Origin of the sequence: Pseudomonas sp. Q1 (assembly GCF_009935975.1) — a bacterium.
GTDB lineage: Bacteria > Pseudomonadota > Gammaproteobacteria > Pseudomonadales > Pseudomonadaceae > Aquipseudomonas > Aquipseudomonas palleroniana.
In genome coordinates, this window is the sequence record NZ_QODI01000006.1 from 206,280 (window position 1) to 227,786 (window position 21,507).

The window sequence follows — 21,507 nt, forward strand, 5'->3', positions numbered from 1 at the left end:
AGCAAGCCCCCTCCCACATTAGACCTGTGTGGTCTGTGGGAGCTTCACCATGTTGAACACCTTGCTGCCTATCCTGTTATTTGCCGCTCTGGGCCTCGCGGTCCTCGGCGCCCTGCGCCGGGTGAACATGTGGCGCCGTGGCCGTGCCTCGAAAGTCGACCTGCTGGGCGGCCTGCTGGCCATGCCCAAGCGCTACATGGTCGACCTGCACCATGTGGTCGCCCGCGACAAATACATTGCCAACACCCACGTCGCCACGGCGCTGGGCTTCGTGCTGTCGGCGTTGCTCGCCATCCTGGTGCATGGCTTCGGCCTGCAGAGTCGCATCCTGGGCTACGCCTTACTGCTGGCCTCGGTGCTGATGTTTGTTGGTGCCACCTTCGTCTACCTGCGTCGGCGCAACCCGCCGTCGCGCCTGTCGAAAGGCCCATGGATGCGCCTGCCGAAAAGCCTGATGGCGTTCTCGGTGAGCTTCTTCCTGGTGACCTTGCCGGTGGCCGGGATTCTGCCCGCCGACTTCGGCGGCTGGCTGCTCGCGGCGATCTTGAGCGTGGGGGTGCTGTGGGGCGTCTCGGAGATGTTCTTCGGCATGACCTGGGGCGGCCCGATGAAGCACGCCTTTGCCGGTGCCCTGCACCTGGCCTGGCACCGTCGCGCCGAGCGCTTCGGCGGCGGGCGTTCGACCGGTTTGAAACCGCTGGACCTGCGCGATAAAACCGCGCCCCTGGGTGTGGAAAAACCCAAGGATTTCACCTGGAACCAACTGCTCGGCTTCGACGCCTGCGTGCAGTGCGGCAAGTGCGAGGCCGCCTGCCCGGCCTTTGCCGCCGGCCAGCCGCTGAACCCGAAAAAACTCATTCAAGACATGGTGGTCGGCCTGGCCGGCGGCACCGATGCCAAGTTTGCCGGCAGCCCGTATCCCGGCAAAGCCATCGGCGAGCATGGCGGCAACCCGCATCAACCGATCGTCAACGGCCTGGTGGACGCCGAGACCTTGTGGTCGTGCACCACTTGTCGCGCGTGCGTGGAAGAGTGCCCGATGATGATCGAGCACGTGGATGCCATCGTCGACATGCGCCGCCACCTGACGCTGGAAAAAGGCGCCACGCCGAACAAAGGTGCCGAAGTCCTGGAAAACCTGATCGCCACCGACAACCCCGGCGGTTTCGCACCGGGTGGCCGGTTGAACTGGGCGGCGGACCTGAACCTGCCGTTGCTCAGTGACAAGGGCAGCTGCGAAGTGCTGTTCTGGGTCGGTGATGGCGCTTTCGACATGCGCAACCAACGCACCCTGCGTGCTTTCGTCAAAGTCCTCAAGGCTGCCAAGGCCGACTTCGCCGTACTCGGCCTGGAAGAACGTGACAGCGGTGACGTGGCACGACGCCTGGGCGATGAAGCGACCTTCCAGCTGCTGGCCACGCGCAACATCCAGACCCTGGCCAAATACACCTTCAAGCGCATCGTCACCTGCGACCCGCACAGTTTCCATGTGCTGAAAAACGAATATGGCGCCTTCAACGGCAACTACCTCGTGCAGCACCACAGCACCTTCATGGCCGAGCTGATCGGCGAGGGCGCGCTGAACCTGGGCCAGCACAAGGGCAACAGCGTGACCTACCACGACCCTTGTTACCTGGGCCGCTACAACGGCGAATACGAAGCCCCGCGCCAGGTGCTGCGGGCGCTGGGGATCGAGGTCAAGGAGATGCAACGCTCCGGTTTCCGTTCGCGCTGCTGCGGCGGCGGTGGCGGCGCGCCGATCACCGACATTCCCGGCAAGCAACGTATCCCGGATATGCGCATGGAAGATATCCGTGAAACCGGCGCCGAGCTGGTGGCAGTAGGGTGCCCACAGTGCACGGCGATGCTTGAAGGGGTGGTCGAGCCTCGGCCCTTGATCAAGGACATCGCTGAACTGGTCGCCGACGCGTTGCTCGAAGACGCCGCACCGGCCAAAGCCCCCTTGAAACGTGAACCTGCGGAGGTGCACTGATGAGCGACATTATCCGCCGCGACCCACGGGCCGAATGGATTGCACGTAACCGCCTGCACCCGCTGCATGCGGCGATGCAGCCGGTGCAACACAGCTGGATGGGGCCCAACGGCATCCTGCGCAAGAACGTGCATGGCGTCGGTTTCATCGGCCCCAATGGCATCAAGCGCATCGACCGCAGCGGCGCCCAGCAGGGCGGCGCGAGCAAACGTACGGCTGCCGCCGAAGTGCAGTTGCCACTGCATCAGGTAGCAGCGCCTGCGTTCTATATCAACGTGGTGCCGGACATGGTCGGCGGCCGATTGAGCAGCCACGACCGCGACTTGCTCGGCCTGGCCCGACAACTCGCCGGCAGCGACGGCGCCGTGCTGGCCGTGGTATTTGGCGAGCACAAGGAAAGTGCCTTTGCCACGGCCGGTGTCGATCGTCTGTTGGTGCTGGAAGGGCATGAGTTCGACGGTTATTCACCGGAGCAACGCGTGCAAGGTTTGCGCGCTGTGGATAACCAGTTCAACCCGCGTCACTGGCTGCTGCCCGATAGCCGCAGTGGCGGCGGTGAGTTGGGCCGGCGGTTTGCCGCCAGCCTCAAGGAGCGCCCGGCCACGCGGGTCTGGCAGATCAAGGGCGCGGAATGCATCGGCCGTGCCGGCGCCGGCCAGGAAGACTTGGCCCGGCCGCTGCCACGCTTGATTCTGGCGGCCGCCGAATGTGCCGACCCGGTCAGCGAGACCCGTCACGAAGTGTTGCCCGTGGAGTTATCCACAACCTTGGCTCGCAGCCTGCCGCGAATCGAAGACCTCGGTGCGGTGGCGGTGGACCCGGCGGCGATTCCCATGGCCGAAGCCGAATTCATCTTCTCTGGCGGCAACGGCGTGAAGGATTGGGCGCTGTTCCACCAGACCGCTGCCGCCCTGGGCGCCACCGAAGGCGCGTCGCGGGTGGCGGTGGACGACGGCTTCATGGCGCGTGATCGCCAGGTCGGCGCCAGCGGCACCTGGGTCACTGCCCGTGTGTATGTGGCGGTGGGGATTTCCGGGGCGATCCAGCACCTGCAAGGCATCGGTGCCTGCGACAAAGTGGTGGCGATCAACCTCGACCCCGGTTGCGACATGATCAAGCGTGCCGACCTGTCGGTGATCGGCGAGAGCGCCGCGATATTGCAAGCCTTGATCGAGGCGGTGGCGGCCTACCGCAACGGCGCCAAGCGCGATGCAGCTTAGGACTATGACCATGACGACGAATGTAATCAGCCTGGTTTCCATTGGCGCCCATCCCACTTCCGGGCGCCCGCGTCGTGCGGAGCAGGATGCGCGCGCGGTCGAGCTGGGCCTGCAAATGGCTGGGGATAAGTTGCAGGTGTTGCACGCCGGCAACGTTGCCGAACCGACGTTGCGCAGTTATCTCGGCATGGGCTTGCCGCAACTGCATGTACTGGAACAACCGGCCGGCAGCGATGCCTTGCCGGTGCTCGGTGAGTATCTACGCGATGCGGGGGCCCAGGTGGTGCTCGCCGGCAGCCAGGCGGAAACCGGTGAAGGCTCGGGCATGTTGCCGTTCCTGCTGGCCGAACAATTGGGCTGGCCGCTGATCGTGGGGCTCGCCCAGGTGGAGTCTATCGACGGCGGCGTAGCCCATGTACTGCAAGCCTTGCCGCGTGGCCAAAGGCGGCGCCTGAAGGTCCGCCTGCCGTTTCTCGCCACGGTGGATAACGCGGCGCCCAAGCCTCGGCAGAGTGCCTATGGCCCCGCGCAGCGCGGCGAGCTGGAAGCGCATGAGGTCGAAGTGCTGGAGGATGAGTTATTCACAGGCGCCGTGCTGCAGCCGGCCAAGCCTCGGCCCAAACGCCTCAAAGTGATCAAGGCCAAGAGCGGCGCCGACCGGATGAAGGCGGCTACCGCCAAAGCCAGTGGCGGCGGTGGCCAGGTGCTCAAGGGCCTCAGCCCGCAAGCGGGCGCCGAAGCCATTCTCAAGCTGCTGGTTGAGGAAGGCGTGGTTCGCTGATCCTTGTAGGAGCGAGCTTGCTCGCGAAGAACGTTAACGATAATGCAGCGTGCCCGGTTTGACGCGGCGCTCTCAGGTTCTTCGCGAGTAAGCTCGCTGCTACATTACCCACAATCCCTGTTGAACCGTCTGTGGATAACCTGTTCGCGCTTGTCCACAACCCATACAGATCAAGCCCTGTAGCCCTCTGTACGAAAAACAACCAGTCTAACTGGCGGTTTTTTATAGGTTTTTTCCTGACTTCATGCATTTCATTGTGCAGACTTTCCCCCAAAGTCTGTTGGCGCTTCTGTGGATAAGATGTTCGCTATTGGCTGGAACCCTTATGAATAAAGGCTTTCAAGGAGTTGGTCGAAATTTGATCTATTTCGGCTTTTTGTGCTCTGAAAATCCTGAGTGCCGTGTTTTGTGAAGGTTTGGAGTGGTTTTCCACAGCGCAGCTGAAGTTGCCCCCAAAGTCTGTTGGTGGTTCTGTGGATAAGGTGTTCGCGTACTACTACAGGCCACGTTTTACGTAGCCTGTAGAGTTATGGTTAAAAAATGATCAGCGCCTGCTTGATATTGTCCACTTGAATAAGTCATGGATTTTCTTCAATTAATTTCTGAGGGGGAGCGCAGTTGCCCACAATTGCTGTGGGTGGCTCTGTGGATAAGTTGTTGGGCAAAGGCTGGAGGGCAGGGGAATCAAGAGGCATCCGGGGGCTGGATGTTTTTTGTACAATCCAGCCCCTGGAGGATCAACGCGTTATTCGTGAACCGCAACACCCTTGAGGTACGGCGCCGGAGCGGCCCCCAGGTTGCTCAACATGCGCTCGCTGTACCAATCCACGAAGTTGACCACGCCGAACTCATAGGTCTTGGAGTACGGGCCTGGCTGGTAAGCGGTGGAGTTGATACCGCGCTGGTTTTCTTCGGCCAGGCGACGGTCCTGGTCGTTGGTGGCGTCCCACACCTGGCGCATACGCTCCACGTCGTAGTCCACACCCTCTACGGCGTCCTTGTGCACGATCCACTTGGTGGTGACCATGGTTTCCTGGGCGCTGATCGGCCACACAGTGAACACGATGATGTGGTCGCCCATGCAGTGGTTCCATGAGTGGGGCAGGTGCAGGATACGCATCGAGCCCAGGTCCGGGTTCTTGATGCGCCCCATGAGTTTGGCGCAGCCCTGCTTGCCGTCCATGGTCATCGACACGGTGCCCTTGAGCAGCGGCATGCGCACGATACGGTTACGCAAGCCAAAGCTGGCATGGGCGTAAGGGATTTTCTCGGCATCCCAGGCAGCGGCGGAGGCGGCTACATGGTCCTTGAACGCCTGGTCGGCGCGGGGGTCGGTGACGTCGTCCCATTCCAGCAGGGTTTTCAGCAGTTCGGGGTGCGAGGCGTTGCAGTGGTAGCACTCGCGGTTGTTCTCCAGCACCAGCTTCCAGTTGGCTTTTTCCATCAAGGTGGTTTGCACCGCCACCTTGGTGTTCTCCATGTCGTAGGGTTCCATGTAGTGATTCAGGGTCGACAGGAAGTCGTCGATGGCCGGCGGGTTTTCGGCCAGGCTGATGAAGATGTAGCCGCCGGCGGTCTTCACATTCACCGGTTTCAGGCCGTACTGCTTCATGTCGAAGTCGGCGCCCATCTCGGTGCCGGCGAACAGCAGGCGACCGTCCAGTTCGTAGGTCCACTGGTGGTAGTGGCAGACCAGCTTGGCGACCTTGCCCTTGTCGCTGGTGCACAGGCGTGAGCCACGGTGGCGGCATACGTTGTGGAACGCATGCACCACGCCTTCGGCGCCACGGATCACGATGATCGGGTTCTTGCCCACTTGCAGGGTCAGGTAGTTGCCCTTGGTGGGGATCTCGCAGGTCATGCCGGCGATCAGCCACTCTTTCTGGAAGATCTCCTGCATGTCGATATCGAACAGCCGGTCATCCGAATAGAACGGTTGTGGCAGCGAAAAGGTGCGCTCGCGTTCTTGCAACATTTGCGCGGTGGCCTTGCGTGCGGGTTCCAGCGGATCGCCCAAGCTTAAGGTTGCGGTGACGTCCATCGTATGTGTCCTCATGGCCATTCAGTGTGGCCGGCGAATAGTGGCTACGGTTGTACTACGCAAGGCGTAAAGAAAGCGTCGTTGTTGGGGGTGAGTGTGGGGCCGCCGACTGCCAGAACCTTGTCCATTAGCGACATGGCCCACTCTGATCCCGACGCGCAACCCCCGTGGTATGGGGGCTGGTCGCGATAAGTATGTGAATGTCGCAGATAGGTAAATGGGCGCATTCGGCGTTACGCAAAATCGCCATCATCAGGCCGACCTACGGCTACGGAGAACAGCATGTCCAATAACTTCCTGAACCCGGTAACTACCCAGACCTGGGCCAATGGTCGGCATATCGTCCGTTGCGTCAAAGTCATCCAGGAAACCTGGGACGTGCGCACCTTTTGCTTCATGGCCGACCAGCCGATCCTGTTCTTTTTCAAGCCGGGGCAATTCGTCACCCTGGAACTGGAAATCGACGGCCAGCCAATCATGCGCTCGTACACCATTTCCAGTTCGCCATCGGTGCCGTACAGCTTCTCGGTGACGATCAAGCGTGTCCCTGGCGGCCGGGTTTCCAACTGGTTGCATGACACCCTGCATGAAGGCCAGGAGTTGGCGGTGCACGGGCCGGTCGGGCTGTTCAATGCCATCGACTTCCCGAGCCCTAAAGTGCTGTACCTCAGCGGCGGTGTCGGAATCACGCCGGTGATGTCCATGGCCCGTTGGTTCTACGACACCAACGCCAACGTTGACATGACCTTTATCCACAGCGCCCGCTCGCCCAAGGACATCATCTATCACCGCGAGCTGGAACACATGGCGTCGCGCATTGATAACTTCAGCCTGCACCTGATTTGTGAGAAGCACGGCTTGGGTGAGCCCTGGGCGGGGTATCGCGGTTACCTGAATCACAAGATGCTCGAACTGATGGTGCCGGACTTCCTGGAGCGCGAAGTGTTCTGCTGTGGCCCAACGCCCTATATGAACGCCGTGAAACGCCTGTTGGAGGCCGCAGGCTTCGACATGGCGCGCTATCACGAAGAATCCTTCGGGGCTACGCCGCCGGAAGCCCGCGCCGATGCGGTGGAGCAGGCTGAACAAGCCGCCGAGGCGCCGGAAATCGATTTGGCGGATTTGCATCAAGTGGAGTTCATTGCTTCAGGCAAGAGCATTCGCGTGGCTCCGGGTGAAACGGTGCATGCCGCAGCGGCCAAGCTTGGGCTGCTGATTCCAAAGGCGTGTGGCATGGGCATCTGCGGAACGTGCAAGGTGATGAAGCTGGGTGGAGAGGTCGAGATGGACCACAACGGCGGGATTACTGAGGAAGACGAAGCCGAGGGTTACATCCTGTCGTGCTGCAGCGTGCCTAAAGGTGATGTGCGAATCGAGTTCTGATCCACTCAGCTCGTTCCCACGCTCACCGGCCCAACTCACGCAAGGCTCACGGTGTGACGCAGAGCGTCACGGGCTGCATGCCCACGCGGAGCATGGGCACGATCACCGGCGCAGCTCGTTCCCACGCTCCGCGTGGTAACGCCGCCAGGGACGATCATCGGCTCGCGAGCTGTCAGTACCAGCGTTGGATGTCGATCAGCCCTGGCATTCCGGCATAGTTGCGGGCACTCGAATACCTCCAGTGTTCAGCCAGATCCACGTAACCCCGTTTGACCGGGTTATGGTGGATGTAATCGAGCTTCTGGTGCATCACAGCCTCGCTGTACACCAACTCCGCGTGTGAGCCCTCCTGCCAAAGCTGATAAGCCCGATCCGCCTTGTGTGCGCGTTTGCTGAAGCGCAGGCGTTGCAAAACACGTTCTGCGCCTTTGCTCTGCAGGTCATCAATGATGGTTCGGGCAGTGAAGGACTTGAATCGGCTGACGCATTTGCCAAGGTCAGGCGCCTGGGCGACGAAATGCAGATGGTTCTCGAGAACGACATAGCCGTAAAGGTTCAAGGCTTCATGGCTTTGTTGGTATCGCCAGCAATCCAGAAGATGGCCGACGATGTAATCACGGGTAAACAACGGTAGCCATTCCATGACGGTACAGGTCAGGAAGTGTGGCTTTTCGGGTTCGGTGATGACGTAGCGGCTTCTGCCCATGGGGTCGTCCTTGCATCGGGGGCGGCTTGGGCGCAGAGCGCCCGGGGCATGCATTCCCACGCGGAGCGTGGGAACGATCAATCAAGGAGGGTTATTGGGCGTAGATGTGGACGACGAAGTGCTGGCCTGATGCTGTCAATTCATAGACTTTGTCGTAAATCCGCAGTGTGCGCGATGGCTCTCGGATGGTGTCACCGACTTTTGCGTACTTCCTGAATTCATCCCAATCGATGACGGTGGTGCTGATAGTGCCGTCGCTTTTCAGAGTGTCGCCGTTGCTTTGGTATTCCATGGTTTGTCTCTCTTCTGGATTTCCGTTTCCAGCCGGGTATGCGGCAGGCGGTTGGCCCGAAAGGGGGGCTGTGCAGCGGCCTTTTCCTTTCGGGTTCCAAGAGGCTAGTCAATGAAATTCCAGTGTGTGGCTGTCAGAAATATCAAATAACAGACTCGGCGTTACGCCAGTATCAGGCACCCATCACTGTCCGAATATCCGCGGCTAATTCTCTTACACGCTCCTCCTCGGTATCCCACGCACACATGAAGCGTGCGCCGCCTTTGCCGATGAAGGTGTAGAAGCGCCAGCCCTTGGCCGTCAGTGCGGCAATGGCTGGTTCCGAGAGCTGCAGGAAGACGCCGTTGGCCTGCACCGGGAACATCAGTTCAACCCCTGGAATATCCGCCACCAGGCTGCTCAGCAATTGTGCGCAGTGGTTGGCGTGCCGGGCATGCTTGAGCCAGGCGTCATTTTCCAGCAGGCCCACCCAGGGGGCGGAGAGAAAGCGCATTTTCGACGCCAGTTGGCCGGCCTGTTTGCAGCGGTAGTCGAAGTCTTCAGCCAGTTTGTGATTGAAGAACAGGATCGCCTCGCCTACGGCCATGCCGTTCTTGGTACCGCCAAAGCACAATACGTCCACACCGGCTTTCCAGGTCAGGTCGGCGGGGGAGCAACCGAGGAAGGCGCAGGCGTTGGAGAAGCGCGCGCCGTCCATGTGCAGGTTCAGGCCCAGTTCCTTGCAGGTGGCGCTGATGGCGCGGATTTCATCCGGGGTGTACACGCTGCCGACTTCGGTGGCCTGGGTCAGGGTTACCACGCGGGGTTTGGGGTAGTGGATGTCCTGGCGCTTGAGGGCGATCTCGCGGATGGATTCCGGGGTCAGCTTGCCATTTTCGGTGCGGGCGATGAGCAGCTTCGAGCCGTTGGAGAAAAACTCCGGCGCACCGCACTCGTCGGTTTCGACGTGGGCGGTTTCCGAGCAAATCACGCTATGGTAGCTCTGGCACAGTGAAGACAGTGCCAGTGAGTTGGCTGCGGTGCCGTTGAAGGCGAAGAACACTTCGCAGTCGGTTTCGAACAGATTGCGGAAACCGTCGGCGGCGCGGTGGGTCCATTCATCATCGCCGTAGGCGCGTTGATGCCCCTGGTTGGCTTGTTCCATGGCGGCCCAGGCTTCCGGGCAGATGCCGGAGTAGTTGTCGCTGGCGAATTGTTGGCTCTTGTCGGTCATGGCCCATTCCTGTGGTCGATGTTGGTGCGCACTGTAACCAAGATTGTCGGGCATACGCACGCGCTGTAAATGCAGAGTCACTGGGGAATTATGCACGGTACTGAAACGATGGCTGTCGGACGTGTCCGCGATAGCGCTCTGGACCTGCTCAAGTGGCTGGCGCTGCTGAGCATGGTGCTGGATCACCTGCGCTATGTCGGCTTAAGCCTGGATGGCTTGTATGTGCCGGGGCGCCTGGCGTTCCCGTGGTTTTGCCTGGCGATTGCGGCGAATCTGCATCGGGGCCGCGACCTGCCGGCAAGAGGCCGCTGGCGCTACCTGGGCTGGTTGTTGCTGTTCAGCGTGATCAGCGAAGTGCCGTATCGGTTGTTTATCGAGGATGCCGATACGTTGAATGTGCTGCCAACCTTGGCGCTGGGTTTGCTGGTTGCTCGAGGATGGCAGCAAAAGGGCCGGGTTGATCGAGGCATGGCGCTGATCGCCGTCACGATAGCCGCCCTGTTTTCAAGCCACTTAATGTTCGGTTTCTTTGGTGTATTGCTGCCATTGGTGATGCTGCTGGTGTTCCGTCGCCGATGGTATTTCAGTGTATTGCCGGGCTTGGTCTGCGTGGCCGCCAACCAATGGCAGATATTGCTCGATAACGGCACGCCGGTTGCGCTGATGGGATTGGTTGCCTGCCTGATTGCGCCACTGGCGGGCCTGGTCTTATTGCGACACGCCAAAAACGCCTCGCCGCCCGCCATGCGCCGCTGGGCCTATACCCTCTATCCCGTGCATTTCCTGCTGCTGCTACTCGTTCGTCAAACTATCGCCTAACCCCTTGTGGGAGGGGGCTTGCTCCCGATAGCGGTGTGTCAGCCACTGCATTTGCAAGCTGGCCCACCGCTATCGGGAGCAAGCCCCCTCCCACATTTTTTCTGTGTTGTTCGGGCCATGTCGTAAACGCACCTTTGCGTGGCGTGCGTAGGCATTTGACCTGTCTGCGCCAGCCCTACCATCGCATCAAAGGGCCTGTATGGGCCTCACCAATACGAAAGGCTGGGAGAGACGCGATGTTCAGCAAACAAGACCAGATCCAGGGATATGACGACGCACTGCTGGCGGCCATGAATGCCGAGGAGCAGCGCCAGGAAGATCATATCGAGCTGATCGCGTCAGAGAACTACACCAGCAAACGCGTGATGCAAGCCCAGGGCAGTGGCTTGACCAACAAATACGCCGAAGGCTACCCGGGCAAGCGCTACTACGGCGGCTGCGAGCACGTGGACAAGGTGGAAGCCCTGGCCATCGAGCGCGCCAAGCAACTGTTCGGTGCCGATTACGCCAACGTACAGCCGCACTCCGGTTCGTCCGCCAACAGCGCGGTGTACCTGGCCCTGCTGCAAGCGGGCGATACCATTCTGGGCATGAGCCTGGCCCACGGCGGCCACCTGACCCACGGTGCCAAGGTGTCGTCCTCGGGCAAGCTGTACAACGCGGTGCAATACGGCATCAACACCGACACCGGCCTGATCGACTACGACGAAGTCGAGCGTCTGGCGGTTGAGCACAAACCGAAGATGATCGTTGCAGGCTTTTCCGCCTACTCCAAGACTCTGGATTTCCCACGTTTTCGTCAGATCGCCGACAAAGTCGGCGCGCTGCTGTTCGTCGACATGGCTCACGTTGCCGGCCTGGTTGCCGCTGGCCTGTACCCCAACCCGCTGCCGTACGCTGACGTGGTGACCACCACCACCCACAAGACCCTGCGCGGTCCACGGGGCGGTCTGATCCTGGCCAAGTCCAACGAAGAAATCGAAAAGAAACTCAACGCTGCCGTATTCCCCGGCGCCCAGGGCGGCCCGCTGATGCACGTCATCGCCGGCAAGGCCGTGTGCTTCAAGGAAGCGCTGGAACCTGGTTTCAAGGCTTATCAGCAACAAGTGATCGACAACGCACAGGCCATGGCCAGCGTGTTTATCAAACGCGGCTACGATGTAGTGTCCGGCGGTACCGATAACCACCTGTTCCTGGTCAGCCTGATCCGTCAGGGCCTTACCGGCAAAGAGGCGGACGCCGCCCTGGGCCGCGCCCACATCACCGTCAACAAGAACGCCGTGCCGAACGACCCGCAGTCGCCCTTCGTGACCTCGGGCCTGCGCATCGGCACCCCGGCGGTGACCACGCGTGGTTTCAAAGTGCCGCAGTGCATCGAGCTGGCCGGCTGGATCTGCGACATCCTCGACAACCTCGGCGATGCCGATGTCGAGGCCAACGTGGCCAAGCACGTGTCTGCCCTGTGCGCTGATTTCCCGGTTTATCGCTGAGCGCGGTTTTGGAGTAATGACTATGCAACGCTACTCGGGCTTCGGCCTCTTCAAGCACTCCCTCAGCCACCACGAAAACTGGCAGAAGATGTGGCGCACGCCGACCCCGAAAAAGGTCTACGACGTGGTCATCGTCGGCGGTGGCGGGCATGGTCTGGCGACCGCCTACTACCTGGCCAAGGAACACGGCATCACCAATGTGGCGGTGGTCGAGAAAGGTTGGTTGGGCGGCGGCAACACCGCGCGCAATACCACCATCGTGCGTTCCAACTACCTGTGGGACGAGTCGGCGCACCTCTACGAACACGCGATGAAACTGTGGGAAGGTTTGTCCCAGGACCTGAACTACAACGTGATGTTCTCCCAGCGCGGCGTGTACAACCTGTGCCATACCCTGCAGGACATCCGTGATTCCGAACGTCGTGTGAGCGCCAACCGCCTTAACGGCGTGGACGGCGAACTGCTCAACGCCAAGCAAGTGGCCGACGAGATCCCGTACCTCGACTGCTCGAAAAACACCCGTTACCCGGTACTTGGCGCCACCGTGCAACGGCGTGGCGGCGTGGCCCGTCACGATGCCGTGGCCTGGGGCTTTGCCCGTGCGGCTGACGCACTCGGCGTGGACTTGATCCAGCAGACCGAAGTCATCGGTTTCCGCAAGGAAAACGGTGTGTGCATCGGCGTGGAAACCAACAAGGGCTTCATCGGCGCCAAGCGCGTCGGTGTGGTCACCGCCGGTAACTCCGGGCACATGGCGTCGCTCGCCGGTTTCCGCCTGCCGATCGAATCCCACCCGCTGCAGGCACTGGTGTCGGAGCCGATCAAGCCGATTATCGACAGCGTGATCATGTCCAACGCCGTACACGGTTACATCAGCCAGTCCGACAAGGGCGACCTGGTGATCGGCGCCGGCATCGACGGCTACAACGGCTACGGCCAGCGCGGTTCGTACCCGGTGATCGAACACACCATCCAGGCCATCGTCGAGATGTTCCCGGTGCTGTCGCGCGTGCGCATGAACCGTCAGTGGGGCGGCATCGTCGACACCACGCCGGACGCGTGCCCGATCATTTCGAAAACCCCGGTACCGAACATGTTCTTCAACTGCGGCTGGGGCACCGGCGGCTTCAAGGCCACCCCAGGCTCAGGCAACGTCTTCGCCGCAAGCCTGGCCAAGGGTGAAATGCACCCGCTGGCCGCGCCATTCTCCATCGACCGTTTCCACAACGGTGCGTTGATCGACGAACACGGCGCTGCGGCCGTCGCCCACTAACAGGAGAAAAATCCTATGTTGCATATCTTCTGTCCTCACTGTGGCGAACTGCGCTCCGAAGAGGAATTCCATGCCTCCGGCCAAGCGCACATCCCGCGCCCGCTGGACCCGAATGCCTGCACCGATGAAGAGTGGGGCGACTACATGTTCTTCCGCGACAACCCGCGCGGCCTGCACCATGAGCTGTGGATTCACGCCGCCGGTTGCCGCCAGTATTTCAACGCCACCCGCGATACCGTGACTTACGAAATTCTTGAAACCTACAAGATCGGTGAGAAGCCACAATTCACCGCCAAGGCCTCTGGAGAGAAGGTATGAGCCAGACCAATCGCCTGTCCAACGGTGGCCGCATCGACCGTAATAAAGTCCTGACGTTTACCTTCAATGGCCAGAGCTACAAGGGCTTCGAAGGTGACACTCTGGCCGCTGCACTGCTGGCCAATGGCGTCGACATCATCGGCCGCAGTTTCAAATATTCGCGTCCACGCGGCATCTTCGCCGCCGGCGCCGAAGAGCCGAACGCGGTGCTGCAGATCGGTGCCACCGAAGCCACCCAGATTCCCAACGTGCGCGCCACGCAACAGGCGCTGTACCAGGGCCTCGTCGCCACCAGCACCAACGGTTGGCCGAGCGTGAACAACGACATGATGGGCATCCTCGGCAAGGTCGGCGGCAAGCTGATGCCGCCGGGTTTCTACTACAAAACCTTCATGTACCCGCAATCGTTCTGGATGACTTACGAGAAGTACATCCGCAAGGCTGCCGGCCTGGGTCGCTCGCCGACCGAGAACGACCCGGACACCTACGACAACATGAACCGTCACTGCGACGTGCTGGTAGTGGGCGCAGGCCCTGCCGGCCTGGCCGCTGCACTGGCTGCCGCACGCAGCGGGGCGCGGGTGATCATTGCCGATGAGCAGGAAGAGTTCGGCGGTTCGCTGCTCGACTCCCGTGAAAGCCTCGACGGCAAGCCGGCCATGGAATGGGTCGCCAGCGTGATCGCCGAATTGAAAGCCTTGCCGGACGTGGTGCTGCTGCCTCGCGCTACCGTCAACGGCTACCACGACCATAACTTCCTGACCATTCACGAACGCCTCACCGACCACCTCGGTGACCGTGCGCCGGTGGGTGTAGTGCGTCAGCGTATCCATCGCGTACGGGCCAAGCGTGTCGTCCTCGCGACCGGTGCCTGCGAGCGCCCGCTGGTGTACGGCAACAACGACGTGCCGGGCAACATGCTCGCCGGTGCGGTCTCCACCTATGTGCGCCGCTACGGCGTGGCACCGGGCAAAAAACTGGTGCTGTCGACCAACAACGACCACGCCTACCGCGTGGCGCTGGACTGGTTCGACGCAGGCCTGCAAGTGGTGGCCGTGGCCGATGCACGCCACAACCCACGCGGCGCCCTGGTTGAAGAGGCCCGCGCCAAAGGCATCCGCATCCTCACCGGTAGCGCCGTGATCGAAGCGCGTGGCAGCAAGCATGTGACCGGCGCGCGAGTGGCGGCCATCGACGTCAAGGCGCATAAAGTCACCAGCCCCGGCGAGTGGCTGGACTGCGACCTGGTCGCCAGCTCTGGTGGCTACAGCCCAGTGGTTCACTTGGCCTCGCACTTGGGCGGCAAGCCGACCTGGCGTGAAGACATCCTCGGTTTTGTACCGGGCGAAGCCCCGCAGAAACGTGTGTGTGTCGGCGGCATCAACGGCGTCTACGGCCTTGGCGATTCCCTGGCCGATGGTTTTGAAGGGGGCGTGCGCGCCGCCAGCGAAGCCGGGTTTGCACCCGTGGAAGGCACGCTGCCCAAGGCTTTGAGCCGTCTGGAAGAGCCGACCCTGGCGCTGTTCCAGGTGCCTCACGAAAAAGCCACCGCACGGGCGCCCAAGCAATTTGTCGACCTGCAGAACGACGTGACCGCCGCCGCCATCGAACTGGCGACCCGCGAAGGTTTCGAGTCGGTCGAGCACGTCAAACGCTACACCGCGCTGGGCTTCGGCACCGACCAGGGCAAGCTGGGTAACGTCAACGGCTTGGCGATTGCGGCGCGCTCCCTGAACGTGACCATCCCGCAGATGGGCACCACCATGTTCCGTCCCAACTACACGCCGGTGACATTCGGCGCAGTGGCGGGCCGTCACTGTGGGCACATCTTCGAACCGGTTCGCTACACCGCGCTGCACGCCTGGCACGTCAAGAACGGCGCCGAGTTTGAAGACGTCGGCCAATGGAAACGCCCGTGGTACTTCCCACGCAATGGCGAAGACCTGCACGCTGCGGTGAAACGCGAATGCCTGGCCGTGCGCGACAGCGTCGGCCTGCTGGATGCCTCCACCCTCGGCAAGATCGACATTCAAGGCCCGGATGCCCGCGAGTTCCTCAACCGCATCTACAGCAACGCCTGGACCAAGCTCGACGTGGGTAAGGCGCGCTACGGCCTGATGTGCAAGGAAGACGGTATGGTCTTCGACGACGGCGTCACCGCCTGTCTGGCCGACAACCACTTCCTGATGACCACCACCACCGGCGGCGCCGCGCGCGTTCTCCAGTGGCTGGAAATCTACCAACAGACCGAATGGCCGGACCTCAAGGTGTACTTCACCTCGGTCACCGACCACTGGGCGACCATGACCCTGTCCGGCCCCAACAGCCGCAAGCTGCTGGCCGAAGTCACCGACATCGACCTGGACAAGGACGGCTTCCCGTTCATGACCTGGAAAGAAGGTCTGGTGGGTGGGGTGCCGGCGCGGGTGTTCCGCATCTCGTTTACCGGCGAGCTGTCGTACGAAGTCAACGTACAGGCCGACTACGCGATGGGCGTGCTGGAAAAAATCGTCGAGGCCGGCAAGAAGTACAACCTGACCCCGTACGGCACCGAGACCATGCACGTACTGCGGGCCGAGAAGGGCTTCATCATCGTCGGCCAGGACACCGATGGCTCGATGACCCCTGACGACCTGAACATGGGCTGGTGTGTCGGGCGTACCAAGCCGTTCTCGTGGATCGGCTGGCGCGGCATGAACCGTGAAGACTGCGTGCGTGAAGAACGCAAGCAACTGGTGGGCTTGAAGCCGGTCGATCCAAAAGTGTGGCTGCCGGAAGGCGCGCAGTTGGTGTTCGATCCGAAACAGTCGATCCCGATGAAGATGGTCGGTCACGTGACCTCCAGCTATGCCCACAACTCCCTCGGTTATTCGTTCGCGATGGCGGTGGTCAAGGGCGGCTTGAAGCGTATCGGCGAGCGGGTGTTCTCACCGCAGGCCGATGGCAGCGTGATCGAAGCGGAGATTGTGTCTTCGGTGTTCTTTGACCCGAAAGGCGATCGCCAGAACATTTGACATCTGATCGTTCCCACGCGCTGCGTGGGGATGCATCCCGGGACGCGCGGCGTCCCAAGAGCGGACGCCGAGCGTCCATCGCGGCATTCCCACGCAGAGCGTGGGAACGATCAATTCAGAACAGGTGCTATATGACAGCAGCCAATGTTTACCAACAACGCCCCACTAACGGCGCCAAGGCCGAGTCGTCGCTGCACCATGCCGACCTCGCCAGCCTGGTCGGCAAGGGCCGTAAAAACGCAGGCGTTACCGTCCGCGAGAAAAAACTCCTGGGCCACCTGACCCTTCGTGGCGATGGGCATGACGCCGCCTTCGCCGCCGGCGTGCACAAGGCGCTTGGCATCGAGTTGCCCGGTGCCCTGCAAGTCATCGTCAAGGGCGAAACCAGCCTGCAATGGCTCGGCCCGGATGAGTGGTTGCTGGTGGTGCCCAGCGGTGAAGAGTTCGCCGCCGAGCAGAACCTGCGCGCCGCCCTGGGTGACCTGCATATCCAGGTCGTCAACGTCAGTGGCGGCCAGCAGATCCTCGAGCTCAGCGGCCCGAATGTGCGTGATGTGTTGATGAAGTCCACCAGCTATGACGTGCACCCCAACAACTTCCCGGTGGGCAAGGCCGTGGGCACGGTGTTCGCCAAGTCGCAATTGGTGATCCGCCACACCGCTGAAGACACCTGGGAACTGGTGATTCGTCGCAGCTTCTCGGATTACTGGTGGTTGTGGTTGCAGGATGCCTCGGCCGAATTCGGCCTCAGCGTGGTTGCATGATGATCGTTCCCACGCTCCGCGTGGGAATGCACCCCGGGACGCTCCGCGTCCCAACAGCGGACGCCGAGCGTCCATGACGGCATTCCCACGCAGAGCCTGGGAACGATCAAGGAGTTACCTGTTATGAGCCGCGCACCCGATACATGGATTTTGACCGCCGACTGCCCCAGCGTGCTCGGCACGGTGGACGCGGTCACCCGCTACCTGTTCGAACAGGGCTGCTATGTTACCGAGCACCACTCGTTCGATGACCGGCTTTCGGGCCGGTTCTTCATACGCGTGGAATTCCGCCAGCCCGACGGTTTTGACGAACAGGCTTTCCGCGATGGCCTGGCCACACGCGGTGAAGCTTTCGGCATGATCTTCGAACTGACGGCGCCGAACTATCGGCCCAAAGTGGTGATCATGGTGTCCAAGGCCGATCACTGCCTCAACGACCTGTTGTATCGCCAGCGTATCGGCCAGTTGTCGATGGACGTGGTGGCGGTGGTGTCCAACCATCCCGATTTGAAACCCCTGGCCGACTGGCACCAGATTCCCTACTACCATTTCCCGCTCGACCCTAACGACAAGCCGTCCCAGGAACGTCAGGTGTGGCAAGTGGTGGAAGACACCGGTGCTGAACTGGTGATCCTTGCGCGCTACATGCAAGTACTGTCGCCGGAGTTGTGCCGCAAGCTGGACGGCAAGGCCATCAACATCCACCACTCGCTGCTACCCGGGTTCAAGGGCGCCAAGCCGTATCACCAGGCGTACAACAAGGGGGTGAAGTTGGTGGGGGCTACGGCGCATTACATCAACAACGATCTGGATGAAGGGCCGATCATCGCCCAGGGCGTGGAGGTGGTGGATCACAGCCATTATCCCGAGGACTTGATTGCCAAAGGGCGGGATATCGAAGGGCTGACCCTGGCTCGTGCGGTGGGGTATCACATTGAGCGGCGGGTGTTTTTGAACGCCAATAGAACGGTGGTGCTCTGACTGAGGCTATCGGGAGCAAGCCCCCTCCCACCCTGGAATTGTGAATACCTTCAAATGTGGGAGGGGGCTTGCCCCCGATGAGGCCCTCACTAACAACGCAAAAACAGCATCTGTACCCGAGCACTTAACGCGCTGCCTGCCTGGGCAACGTGGTTCCATAAAAACAACAGCGAGGTGAAAGCATGTCTGGTAATCGTGGTGTCGTGTATCTCGGCAACGGCAAGGTCGAAGTACAGAAAATCGACTATCCCAAAATGCAGGACCCCCGTGGCAGGAAGATTGAGCACGGCGTCATCCTGCGCGTGGTTTCCACCAATATCTGCGGCTCCGACCAACACATGGTGCGTGGCCGTACCACTGCCCAGACCGGCCTGGTGCTCGGTCACGAGATCACCGGCGAAGTGATCGAGAAGGGCAACGACGTCGAAAACCTGAAAATCGGCGACCTGGTTTCCGTCCCCTTCAACGTTGCCTGCGGCCGTTGCCGTTCCTGCAAAGAGCAGCACACCGGCGTGTGCCTGACCGTCAACCCGGCGCGTGCCGGCGGCGCCTACGGTTATGTCGACATGGGCGACTGGACCGGCGGCCAGGCCGAATACGTGCTGGTGCCGTATGCCGATTTCAACCTGCTGAAACTGCCGGACCGTGACAAGGCCATGGAGAAAATCCGCGACCTGACTTGCCTCTCCGACATTCTGCCGACCGGCTACCACGGTGCCGTCACGGCGGGCGTTGGACCGGGCAGCACCGTATACATCGCGGGTGCCGGCCCAGTCGGTCTGGCCGCTGCCGCTTCCGCCCGCCTGCTGGGCGCGGCGGTGGTGATCATCGGCGACGTCAACCCGATCCGCCTGGCTCACGCCAAGGCCCAGGGGTTCGAAATTGCCGACCTGTCCAAAGACACGCCACTGCACGAGCAAATCGCCGCACTGTTGGGCGAGCCTGAAGTGGACTGCGCCGTCGATGCCGTAGGTTTCGAAGCCCGTGGCCACGGCCATGAAGGCGTGAAAGCCGAAGCCCCGGCCACCGTGCTCAACTCGTTGATGGGTGTCGTGCGGGTAGCGGGCAAGATCGGGATTCCGGGGCTGTACGTCACCGAAGACCCAGGTGCGGTGGATGCCGCTGCGAAAATGGGCAGCCTGAGCATTCGCTTTGGCCTGGGCTGGGCCAAATCCCACAGCTTCCACACTGGGCAAACGCCCGTGATGAAGTACAACCGCCAACTGATGCAGGCGATCATGTGGGACCGTATCAACATTGCCGAAATCGTCGGCGTGCAGGTGATCAGCCTGGATGACGCGCCGCGTGGGTATGGCGAGTTCGATGCGGGCGTGCCGAAGAAATTTGTGATTGACCCGCACAAACTGTTCAGTGCGGCATAAAGCGCAGTGAAAAAATGGCGACCCTCACAGGTCGCCATTTTTTTTGATCATTTAAGTGTCGACAGCCTCAGGTAGGGGTCGGCCACTTCCCCGTTTTTGACCACGCGATTGCCACCGTAATCACACAGCAGCGTGCCGTTGCGTTGATGGATGGCTTCGGGCCGCAGCGCGTATTCAGCGGCCAGGTAATCATCGTCGGTTCCCGCCGTTTGCCCTGTCCATGTCCTGCCGTTGGCAGTGGCCTTGTATTGATAACCCTCGCCGTAAGGCGGTGGCAGGCCAGGATCTGTGTAGGCCGTTGAGTGGATAGTTTTTGTGGCAGGGCATTGGTCGATGCCGGGAGGCGGGGGCGGTAGCAGATGGGTGCGCGCAGCATAAAGCAGTAGGCCGATTACCATAGTTCTAACTCCTTGTTAACGGGTAAACCTCGCGGGTTGTCGGTACGCGGGAGGCCAACCTGAGTGGGAGTCTCTGGGCTTTCGTTCCTTCGCAAGCTGCTACTGGAGGTTACCTGAAACGCATAAGGGCGGTCCGAAGACCGCCCTTATGCGTTTGCTTGAAGTATGGCGTTATCGAGCTGCCAGCGCCCCCTGATACACCGTTGGCCCCGTCGGCTGCTTGCTGAGCGAACCACCTTTGGTTTCTGCGCTCACCATCAATTCCACCGGCTTGCGGATGGATTCCTGTTGGCGAGGGTTGAGTCCGATAATGCCTTTGCCGTCTTCCGGCAACAGGCCCAGTGATACCGGTGTGCCGCCCTCTGGGATCGCCCACAGCTCCAGGCTGTGGTCCGGCGCAGGGGCAGTCGCAGCGATCGGCTGCACTTCCAGGTAATCCTTGTGCGCCATGATCTGCGCGGCCGGTTGTTGTTCGGTGGTGACCAGGGTGGCAGCGGATTTGACGCTGTCCTGGGTATAAAGGGCGCCGCCGATACCGGCAACCACCACTGCGCAGGCGCCGATGAACAGGCGAGGGCCGCTCCAGAATGAGGGTTTGTGCTCAATGACTTGGGGTTGGTTCGCAGTCATAAGTCTGTTCCTGACAAAATTTGTAGTCAGTTCATGGACCTTGCCAAGGGCGATGGGTTCCTGAACCCAGCAATATGGGCGGCGCACCTCGTCGGAATTTTCCACAACTGCGGATGCAATATTTTCTGAACTAATCTGAGGGTGGGAACATTCCTTCAGGAGTGTCAGTCAAACGCCTGCTTTTTAGCTCTTACATTCTGAGGTTGTCTTGATGAAGATTTCACGCGGTTTTGCCCTGTCCTGCCTGTTGACCGTGGCCGCCAGCCCGGTGTTTGCCGCAGGCTTCAGCCTGGGTGATGTGGCCAATGCCGTTTCCGGAGCCCAGGGCAACAACAAGGCGGCTGCCGCAGCGCCAAGTTCCCAGACCGCCGGCCTGCTGCAGGCGCTGACCTCGCAACTGAATGTCACCCCGGAACAAGCGATTGGTGGCACCGGCGCCATGCTGGGCCTGGCCAAGAACCAATTGAGCGGCACTGACTATTCGCAACTGGGAAAGAGCGTTCCCGGCCTGGATAAGCTGGCCGGCACCAACTCCCTGGGTAGCCTGGGCGCGTTGAGCGGCATGCTCGGCCAGAGCGGCGGCAGCAAGACCAGCGGCCTGGACGGCCTGCTGGGTAACGTAAAAGACACCAACGACCTGAACACCGCGTTCAGCGCCTTGGGCATGGACAGTGGGATGGTCGGCCAGTTTGCACCGGTGATCCTCAAATACCTGGGCGACCAAGGCGTGGGCGGTTCCTTGCTGCAAAGCCTGGGCAGTGTCTGGGGCGGCTGACGCGATCAGATCCGAGGTGTTTTGAGAATGTGGT

General features: G+C 61.1%; 19 protein-coding genes. 13 read left to right on the forward strand and 6 right to left on the reverse strand.

The features are described from left to right. Window positions 1-49 precede the first annotated feature (49 nt). Genes dgcB through DK870_RS11740 form a run of 3 tightly spaced genes read left to right on the forward strand, consistent with a single transcriptional unit; the run spans window position 50 to window position 3,994 of the window. Window positions 50-1,993 carry a dimethylglycine demethylation protein DgcB gene (gene dgcB, locus DK870_RS11730; RefSeq protein WP_161548688.1) on the forward strand — a complete coding sequence of 648 codons (1,944 nt, stop codon included), beginning with the start codon at window positions 50-52 and terminating at the stop codon, window positions 1,991-1,993. Further along, window positions 1,993-3,213 carry an electron transfer flavoprotein subunit alpha/FixB family protein gene (locus DK870_RS11735; protein WP_161548689.1) on the forward strand — a complete coding sequence of 407 codons (1,221 nt, stop codon included), beginning with the start codon at window positions 1,993-1,995 and terminating at the stop codon, window positions 3,211-3,213. The genes dgcB and DK870_RS11735 overlap by 1 nt, the downstream gene beginning before the upstream one ends. Before the next feature lie 10 nt (window positions 3,214-3,223). Continuing rightward, window positions 3,224-3,994, forward strand: a complete 771-nt coding sequence (locus tag DK870_RS11740; protein ID WP_090368341.1) for an electron transfer flavoprotein subunit beta — start codon at window positions 3,224-3,226, stop codon at window positions 3,992-3,994. Window positions 3,995-4,739: 745 nt separating this feature from the next. Here the strand turns inward: DK870_RS11740 and gbcA are convergent. Next, window positions 4,740-6,035 (reverse strand): glycine-betaine demethylase subunit GbcA, encoded by a 1,296-nt coding sequence (gbcA, locus tag DK870_RS11745; RefSeq protein ID WP_060753367.1) that lies wholly within the window; start codon window positions 6,033-6,035, stop codon window positions 4,740-4,742. A gap of 282 nt (window positions 6,036-6,317) precedes the next feature. On the opposite strand from gbcA, the gene gbcB reads away from it, so the two are divergent. Continuing rightward, the gene (gene gbcB, locus DK870_RS11750; RefSeq protein ID WP_060753366.1) at window positions 6,318-7,418 is read left to right on the forward strand and encodes a glycine-betaine demethylase subunit GbcB; all 1,101 of its coding nucleotides are present in this window, start codon (window positions 6,318-6,320) and stop codon (window positions 7,416-7,418) included. Window positions 7,419-7,590: 172 nt separating this feature from the next. Here gbcB and DK870_RS11755 read toward each other — a convergent pair whose 3' ends face one another. From DK870_RS11755 to DK870_RS11765, 3 genes are all read right to left on the reverse strand, one after another. After that, window positions 7,591-8,124 (reverse strand): transposase, encoded by a 534-nt coding sequence (locus DK870_RS11755; RefSeq protein WP_161548690.1) that lies wholly within the window; start codon window positions 8,122-8,124, stop codon window positions 7,591-7,593. A 91-nt stretch (window positions 8,125-8,215) separates the two neighbouring features. Beyond that, complete coding sequence (locus tag DK870_RS11760) at window positions 8,216-8,416, reverse strand: hypothetical protein (protein ID WP_161548691.1); 201 nt, start codon at window positions 8,414-8,416, stop codon at window positions 8,216-8,218. A gap of 172 nt (window positions 8,417-8,588) precedes the next feature. Continuing rightward, complete coding sequence (locus DK870_RS11765) at window positions 8,589-9,629, reverse strand: low specificity L-threonine aldolase (RefSeq protein WP_060753363.1); 1,041 nt, start codon at window positions 9,627-9,629, stop codon at window positions 8,589-8,591. 90 nt (window positions 9,630-9,719) lie between these two features. Here DK870_RS11765 and DK870_RS11770 point away from each other — a divergent pair, with 90 nt between their 5' ends. From DK870_RS11770 to fdhA, 8 genes are all read left to right on the forward strand, one after another. Beyond that, a complete protein-coding gene (locus DK870_RS11770; protein ID WP_161548692.1) occupies window positions 9,720-10,448 on the forward strand; it encodes a TraX family protein in 729 nt (242 codons plus the stop codon). Window positions 10,449-10,684: 236 nt separating this feature from the next. Beyond that, window positions 10,685-11,938, forward strand: a complete 1,254-nt coding sequence (glyA, locus tag DK870_RS11775; RefSeq protein ID WP_060753361.1) for a serine hydroxymethyltransferase — start codon at window positions 10,685-10,687, stop codon at window positions 11,936-11,938. 22 nt (window positions 11,939-11,960) lie between these two features. Then, window positions 11,961-13,211 (forward strand): sarcosine oxidase subunit beta, encoded by a 1,251-nt coding sequence (locus DK870_RS11780; protein WP_010207084.1) that lies wholly within the window; start codon window positions 11,961-11,963, stop codon window positions 13,209-13,211. Window positions 13,212-13,226: 15 nt separating this feature from the next. Continuing rightward, window positions 13,227-13,529 (forward strand): sarcosine oxidase subunit delta, encoded by a 303-nt coding sequence (locus tag DK870_RS11785; RefSeq protein ID WP_027605979.1) that lies wholly within the window; start codon window positions 13,227-13,229, stop codon window positions 13,527-13,529. Then, window positions 13,526-16,543 carry a sarcosine oxidase subunit alpha gene (locus tag DK870_RS11790; protein WP_161548693.1) on the forward strand — a complete coding sequence of 1,006 codons (3,018 nt, stop codon included), beginning with the start codon at window positions 13,526-13,528 and terminating at the stop codon, window positions 16,541-16,543. Before DK870_RS11785 ends, DK870_RS11790 begins: the two co-directional genes overlap by 4 nt. Before the next feature lie 131 nt (window positions 16,544-16,674). Next, window positions 16,675-17,307, forward strand: a complete 633-nt coding sequence (locus DK870_RS11795) for a sarcosine oxidase subunit gamma (RefSeq protein ID WP_090368355.1) — start codon at window positions 16,675-16,677, stop codon at window positions 17,305-17,307. A gap of 123 nt (window positions 17,308-17,430) precedes the next feature. After that, a complete protein-coding gene (gene purU / locus DK870_RS11800; protein WP_005792124.1) occupies window positions 17,431-18,288 on the forward strand; it encodes a formyltetrahydrofolate deformylase in 858 nt (285 codons plus the stop codon). A gap of 182 nt (window positions 18,289-18,470) precedes the next feature. Continuing rightward, window positions 18,471-19,670 carry a formaldehyde dehydrogenase, glutathione-independent gene (gene fdhA, locus DK870_RS11805; protein ID WP_060753358.1) on the forward strand — a complete coding sequence of 400 codons (1,200 nt, stop codon included), beginning with the start codon at window positions 18,471-18,473 and terminating at the stop codon, window positions 19,668-19,670. A 47-nt stretch (window positions 19,671-19,717) separates the two neighbouring features. Here fdhA and DK870_RS11810 read toward each other — a convergent pair whose 3' ends face one another. Both DK870_RS11810 and DK870_RS11815 read right to left on the reverse strand, forming a co-directional pair. Continuing rightward, on the reverse strand, window positions 19,718-20,068 hold the full coding sequence (locus DK870_RS11810; RefSeq protein WP_256679844.1) for a hypothetical protein: 351 nt from the start codon (window positions 20,066-20,068) through the stop codon (window positions 19,718-19,720). Between the two features lie 171 nt (window positions 20,069-20,239). Further along, on the reverse strand, window positions 20,240-20,698 hold the full coding sequence (locus DK870_RS11815; protein WP_104994875.1) for an anti-sigma factor domain-containing protein: 459 nt from the start codon (window positions 20,696-20,698) through the stop codon (window positions 20,240-20,242). A 211-nt stretch (window positions 20,699-20,909) separates the two neighbouring features. On the opposite strand from DK870_RS11815, the gene DK870_RS11820 reads away from it, so the two are divergent. Then, on the forward strand, window positions 20,910-21,473 hold the full coding sequence (locus DK870_RS11820) for a DUF2780 domain-containing protein (protein ID WP_060753356.1): 564 nt from the start codon (window positions 20,910-20,912) through the stop codon (window positions 21,471-21,473). The last annotated feature ends 34 nt before the right edge of the window (window positions 21,474-21,507 follow it).

Bases quoted from the DNA above. Each gene is read 5' to 3' on its own strand.
- dgcB (WP_161548688.1), top strand. From the start codon at position 50: ATGTTGAACACCTTGCTGCCTATCCTGTTATTTGCCGCTCTGGGCCTC.
- DK870_RS11735 (WP_161548689.1), top strand. From the start codon at position 1,993: ATGAGCGACATTATCCGCCGCGACCCACGGGCCGAATGGATTGCACGT.
- DK870_RS11740 (WP_090368341.1), top strand. From the start codon at position 3,224: ATGACGACGAATGTAATCAGCCTGGTTTCCATTGGCGCCCATCCCACT.
- gbcA (WP_060753367.1), bottom strand. From the start codon at position 6,035: ATGGACGTCACCGCAACCTTAAGCTTGGGCGATCCGCTGGAACCCGCA.
- gbcB (WP_060753366.1), top strand. From the start codon at position 6,318: ATGTCCAATAACTTCCTGAACCCGGTAACTACCCAGACCTGGGCCAAT.
- DK870_RS11755 (WP_161548690.1), bottom strand. From the start codon at position 8,124: ATGGGCAGAAGCCGCTACGTCATCACCGAACCCGAAAAGCCACACTTC.
- DK870_RS11760 (WP_161548691.1), bottom strand. From the start codon at position 8,416: ATGGAATACCAAAGCAACGGCGACACTCTGAAAAGCGACGGCACTATC.
- DK870_RS11765 (WP_060753363.1), bottom strand. From the start codon at position 9,629: ATGACCGACAAGAGCCAACAATTCGCCAGCGACAACTACTCCGGCATC.
- DK870_RS11770 (WP_161548692.1), top strand. From the start codon at position 9,720: ATGCACGGTACTGAAACGATGGCTGTCGGACGTGTCCGCGATAGCGCT.
- glyA (WP_060753361.1), top strand. From the start codon at position 10,685: ATGTTCAGCAAACAAGACCAGATCCAGGGATATGACGACGCACTGCTG.
- DK870_RS11780 (WP_010207084.1), top strand. From the start codon at position 11,961: ATGCAACGCTACTCGGGCTTCGGCCTCTTCAAGCACTCCCTCAGCCAC.
- DK870_RS11785 (WP_027605979.1), top strand. From the start codon at position 13,227: ATGTTGCATATCTTCTGTCCTCACTGTGGCGAACTGCGCTCCGAAGAG.
- DK870_RS11790 (WP_161548693.1), top strand. From the start codon at position 13,526: ATGAGCCAGACCAATCGCCTGTCCAACGGTGGCCGCATCGACCGTAAT.
- DK870_RS11795 (WP_090368355.1), top strand. From the start codon at position 16,675: ATGACAGCAGCCAATGTTTACCAACAACGCCCCACTAACGGCGCCAAG.
- purU (WP_005792124.1), top strand. From the start codon at position 17,431: ATGAGCCGCGCACCCGATACATGGATTTTGACCGCCGACTGCCCCAGC.
- fdhA (WP_060753358.1), top strand. From the start codon at position 18,471: ATGTCTGGTAATCGTGGTGTCGTGTATCTCGGCAACGGCAAGGTCGAA.
- DK870_RS11810 (WP_256679844.1), bottom strand. From the start codon at position 20,068: ATGGTAATCGGCCTACTGCTTTATGCTGCGCGCACCCATCTGCTACCG.
- DK870_RS11815 (WP_104994875.1), bottom strand. From the start codon at position 20,698: ATGACTGCGAACCAACCCCAAGTCATTGAGCACAAACCCTCATTCTGG.
- DK870_RS11820 (WP_060753356.1), top strand. From the start codon at position 20,910: ATGAAGATTTCACGCGGTTTTGCCCTGTCCTGCCTGTTGACCGTGGCC.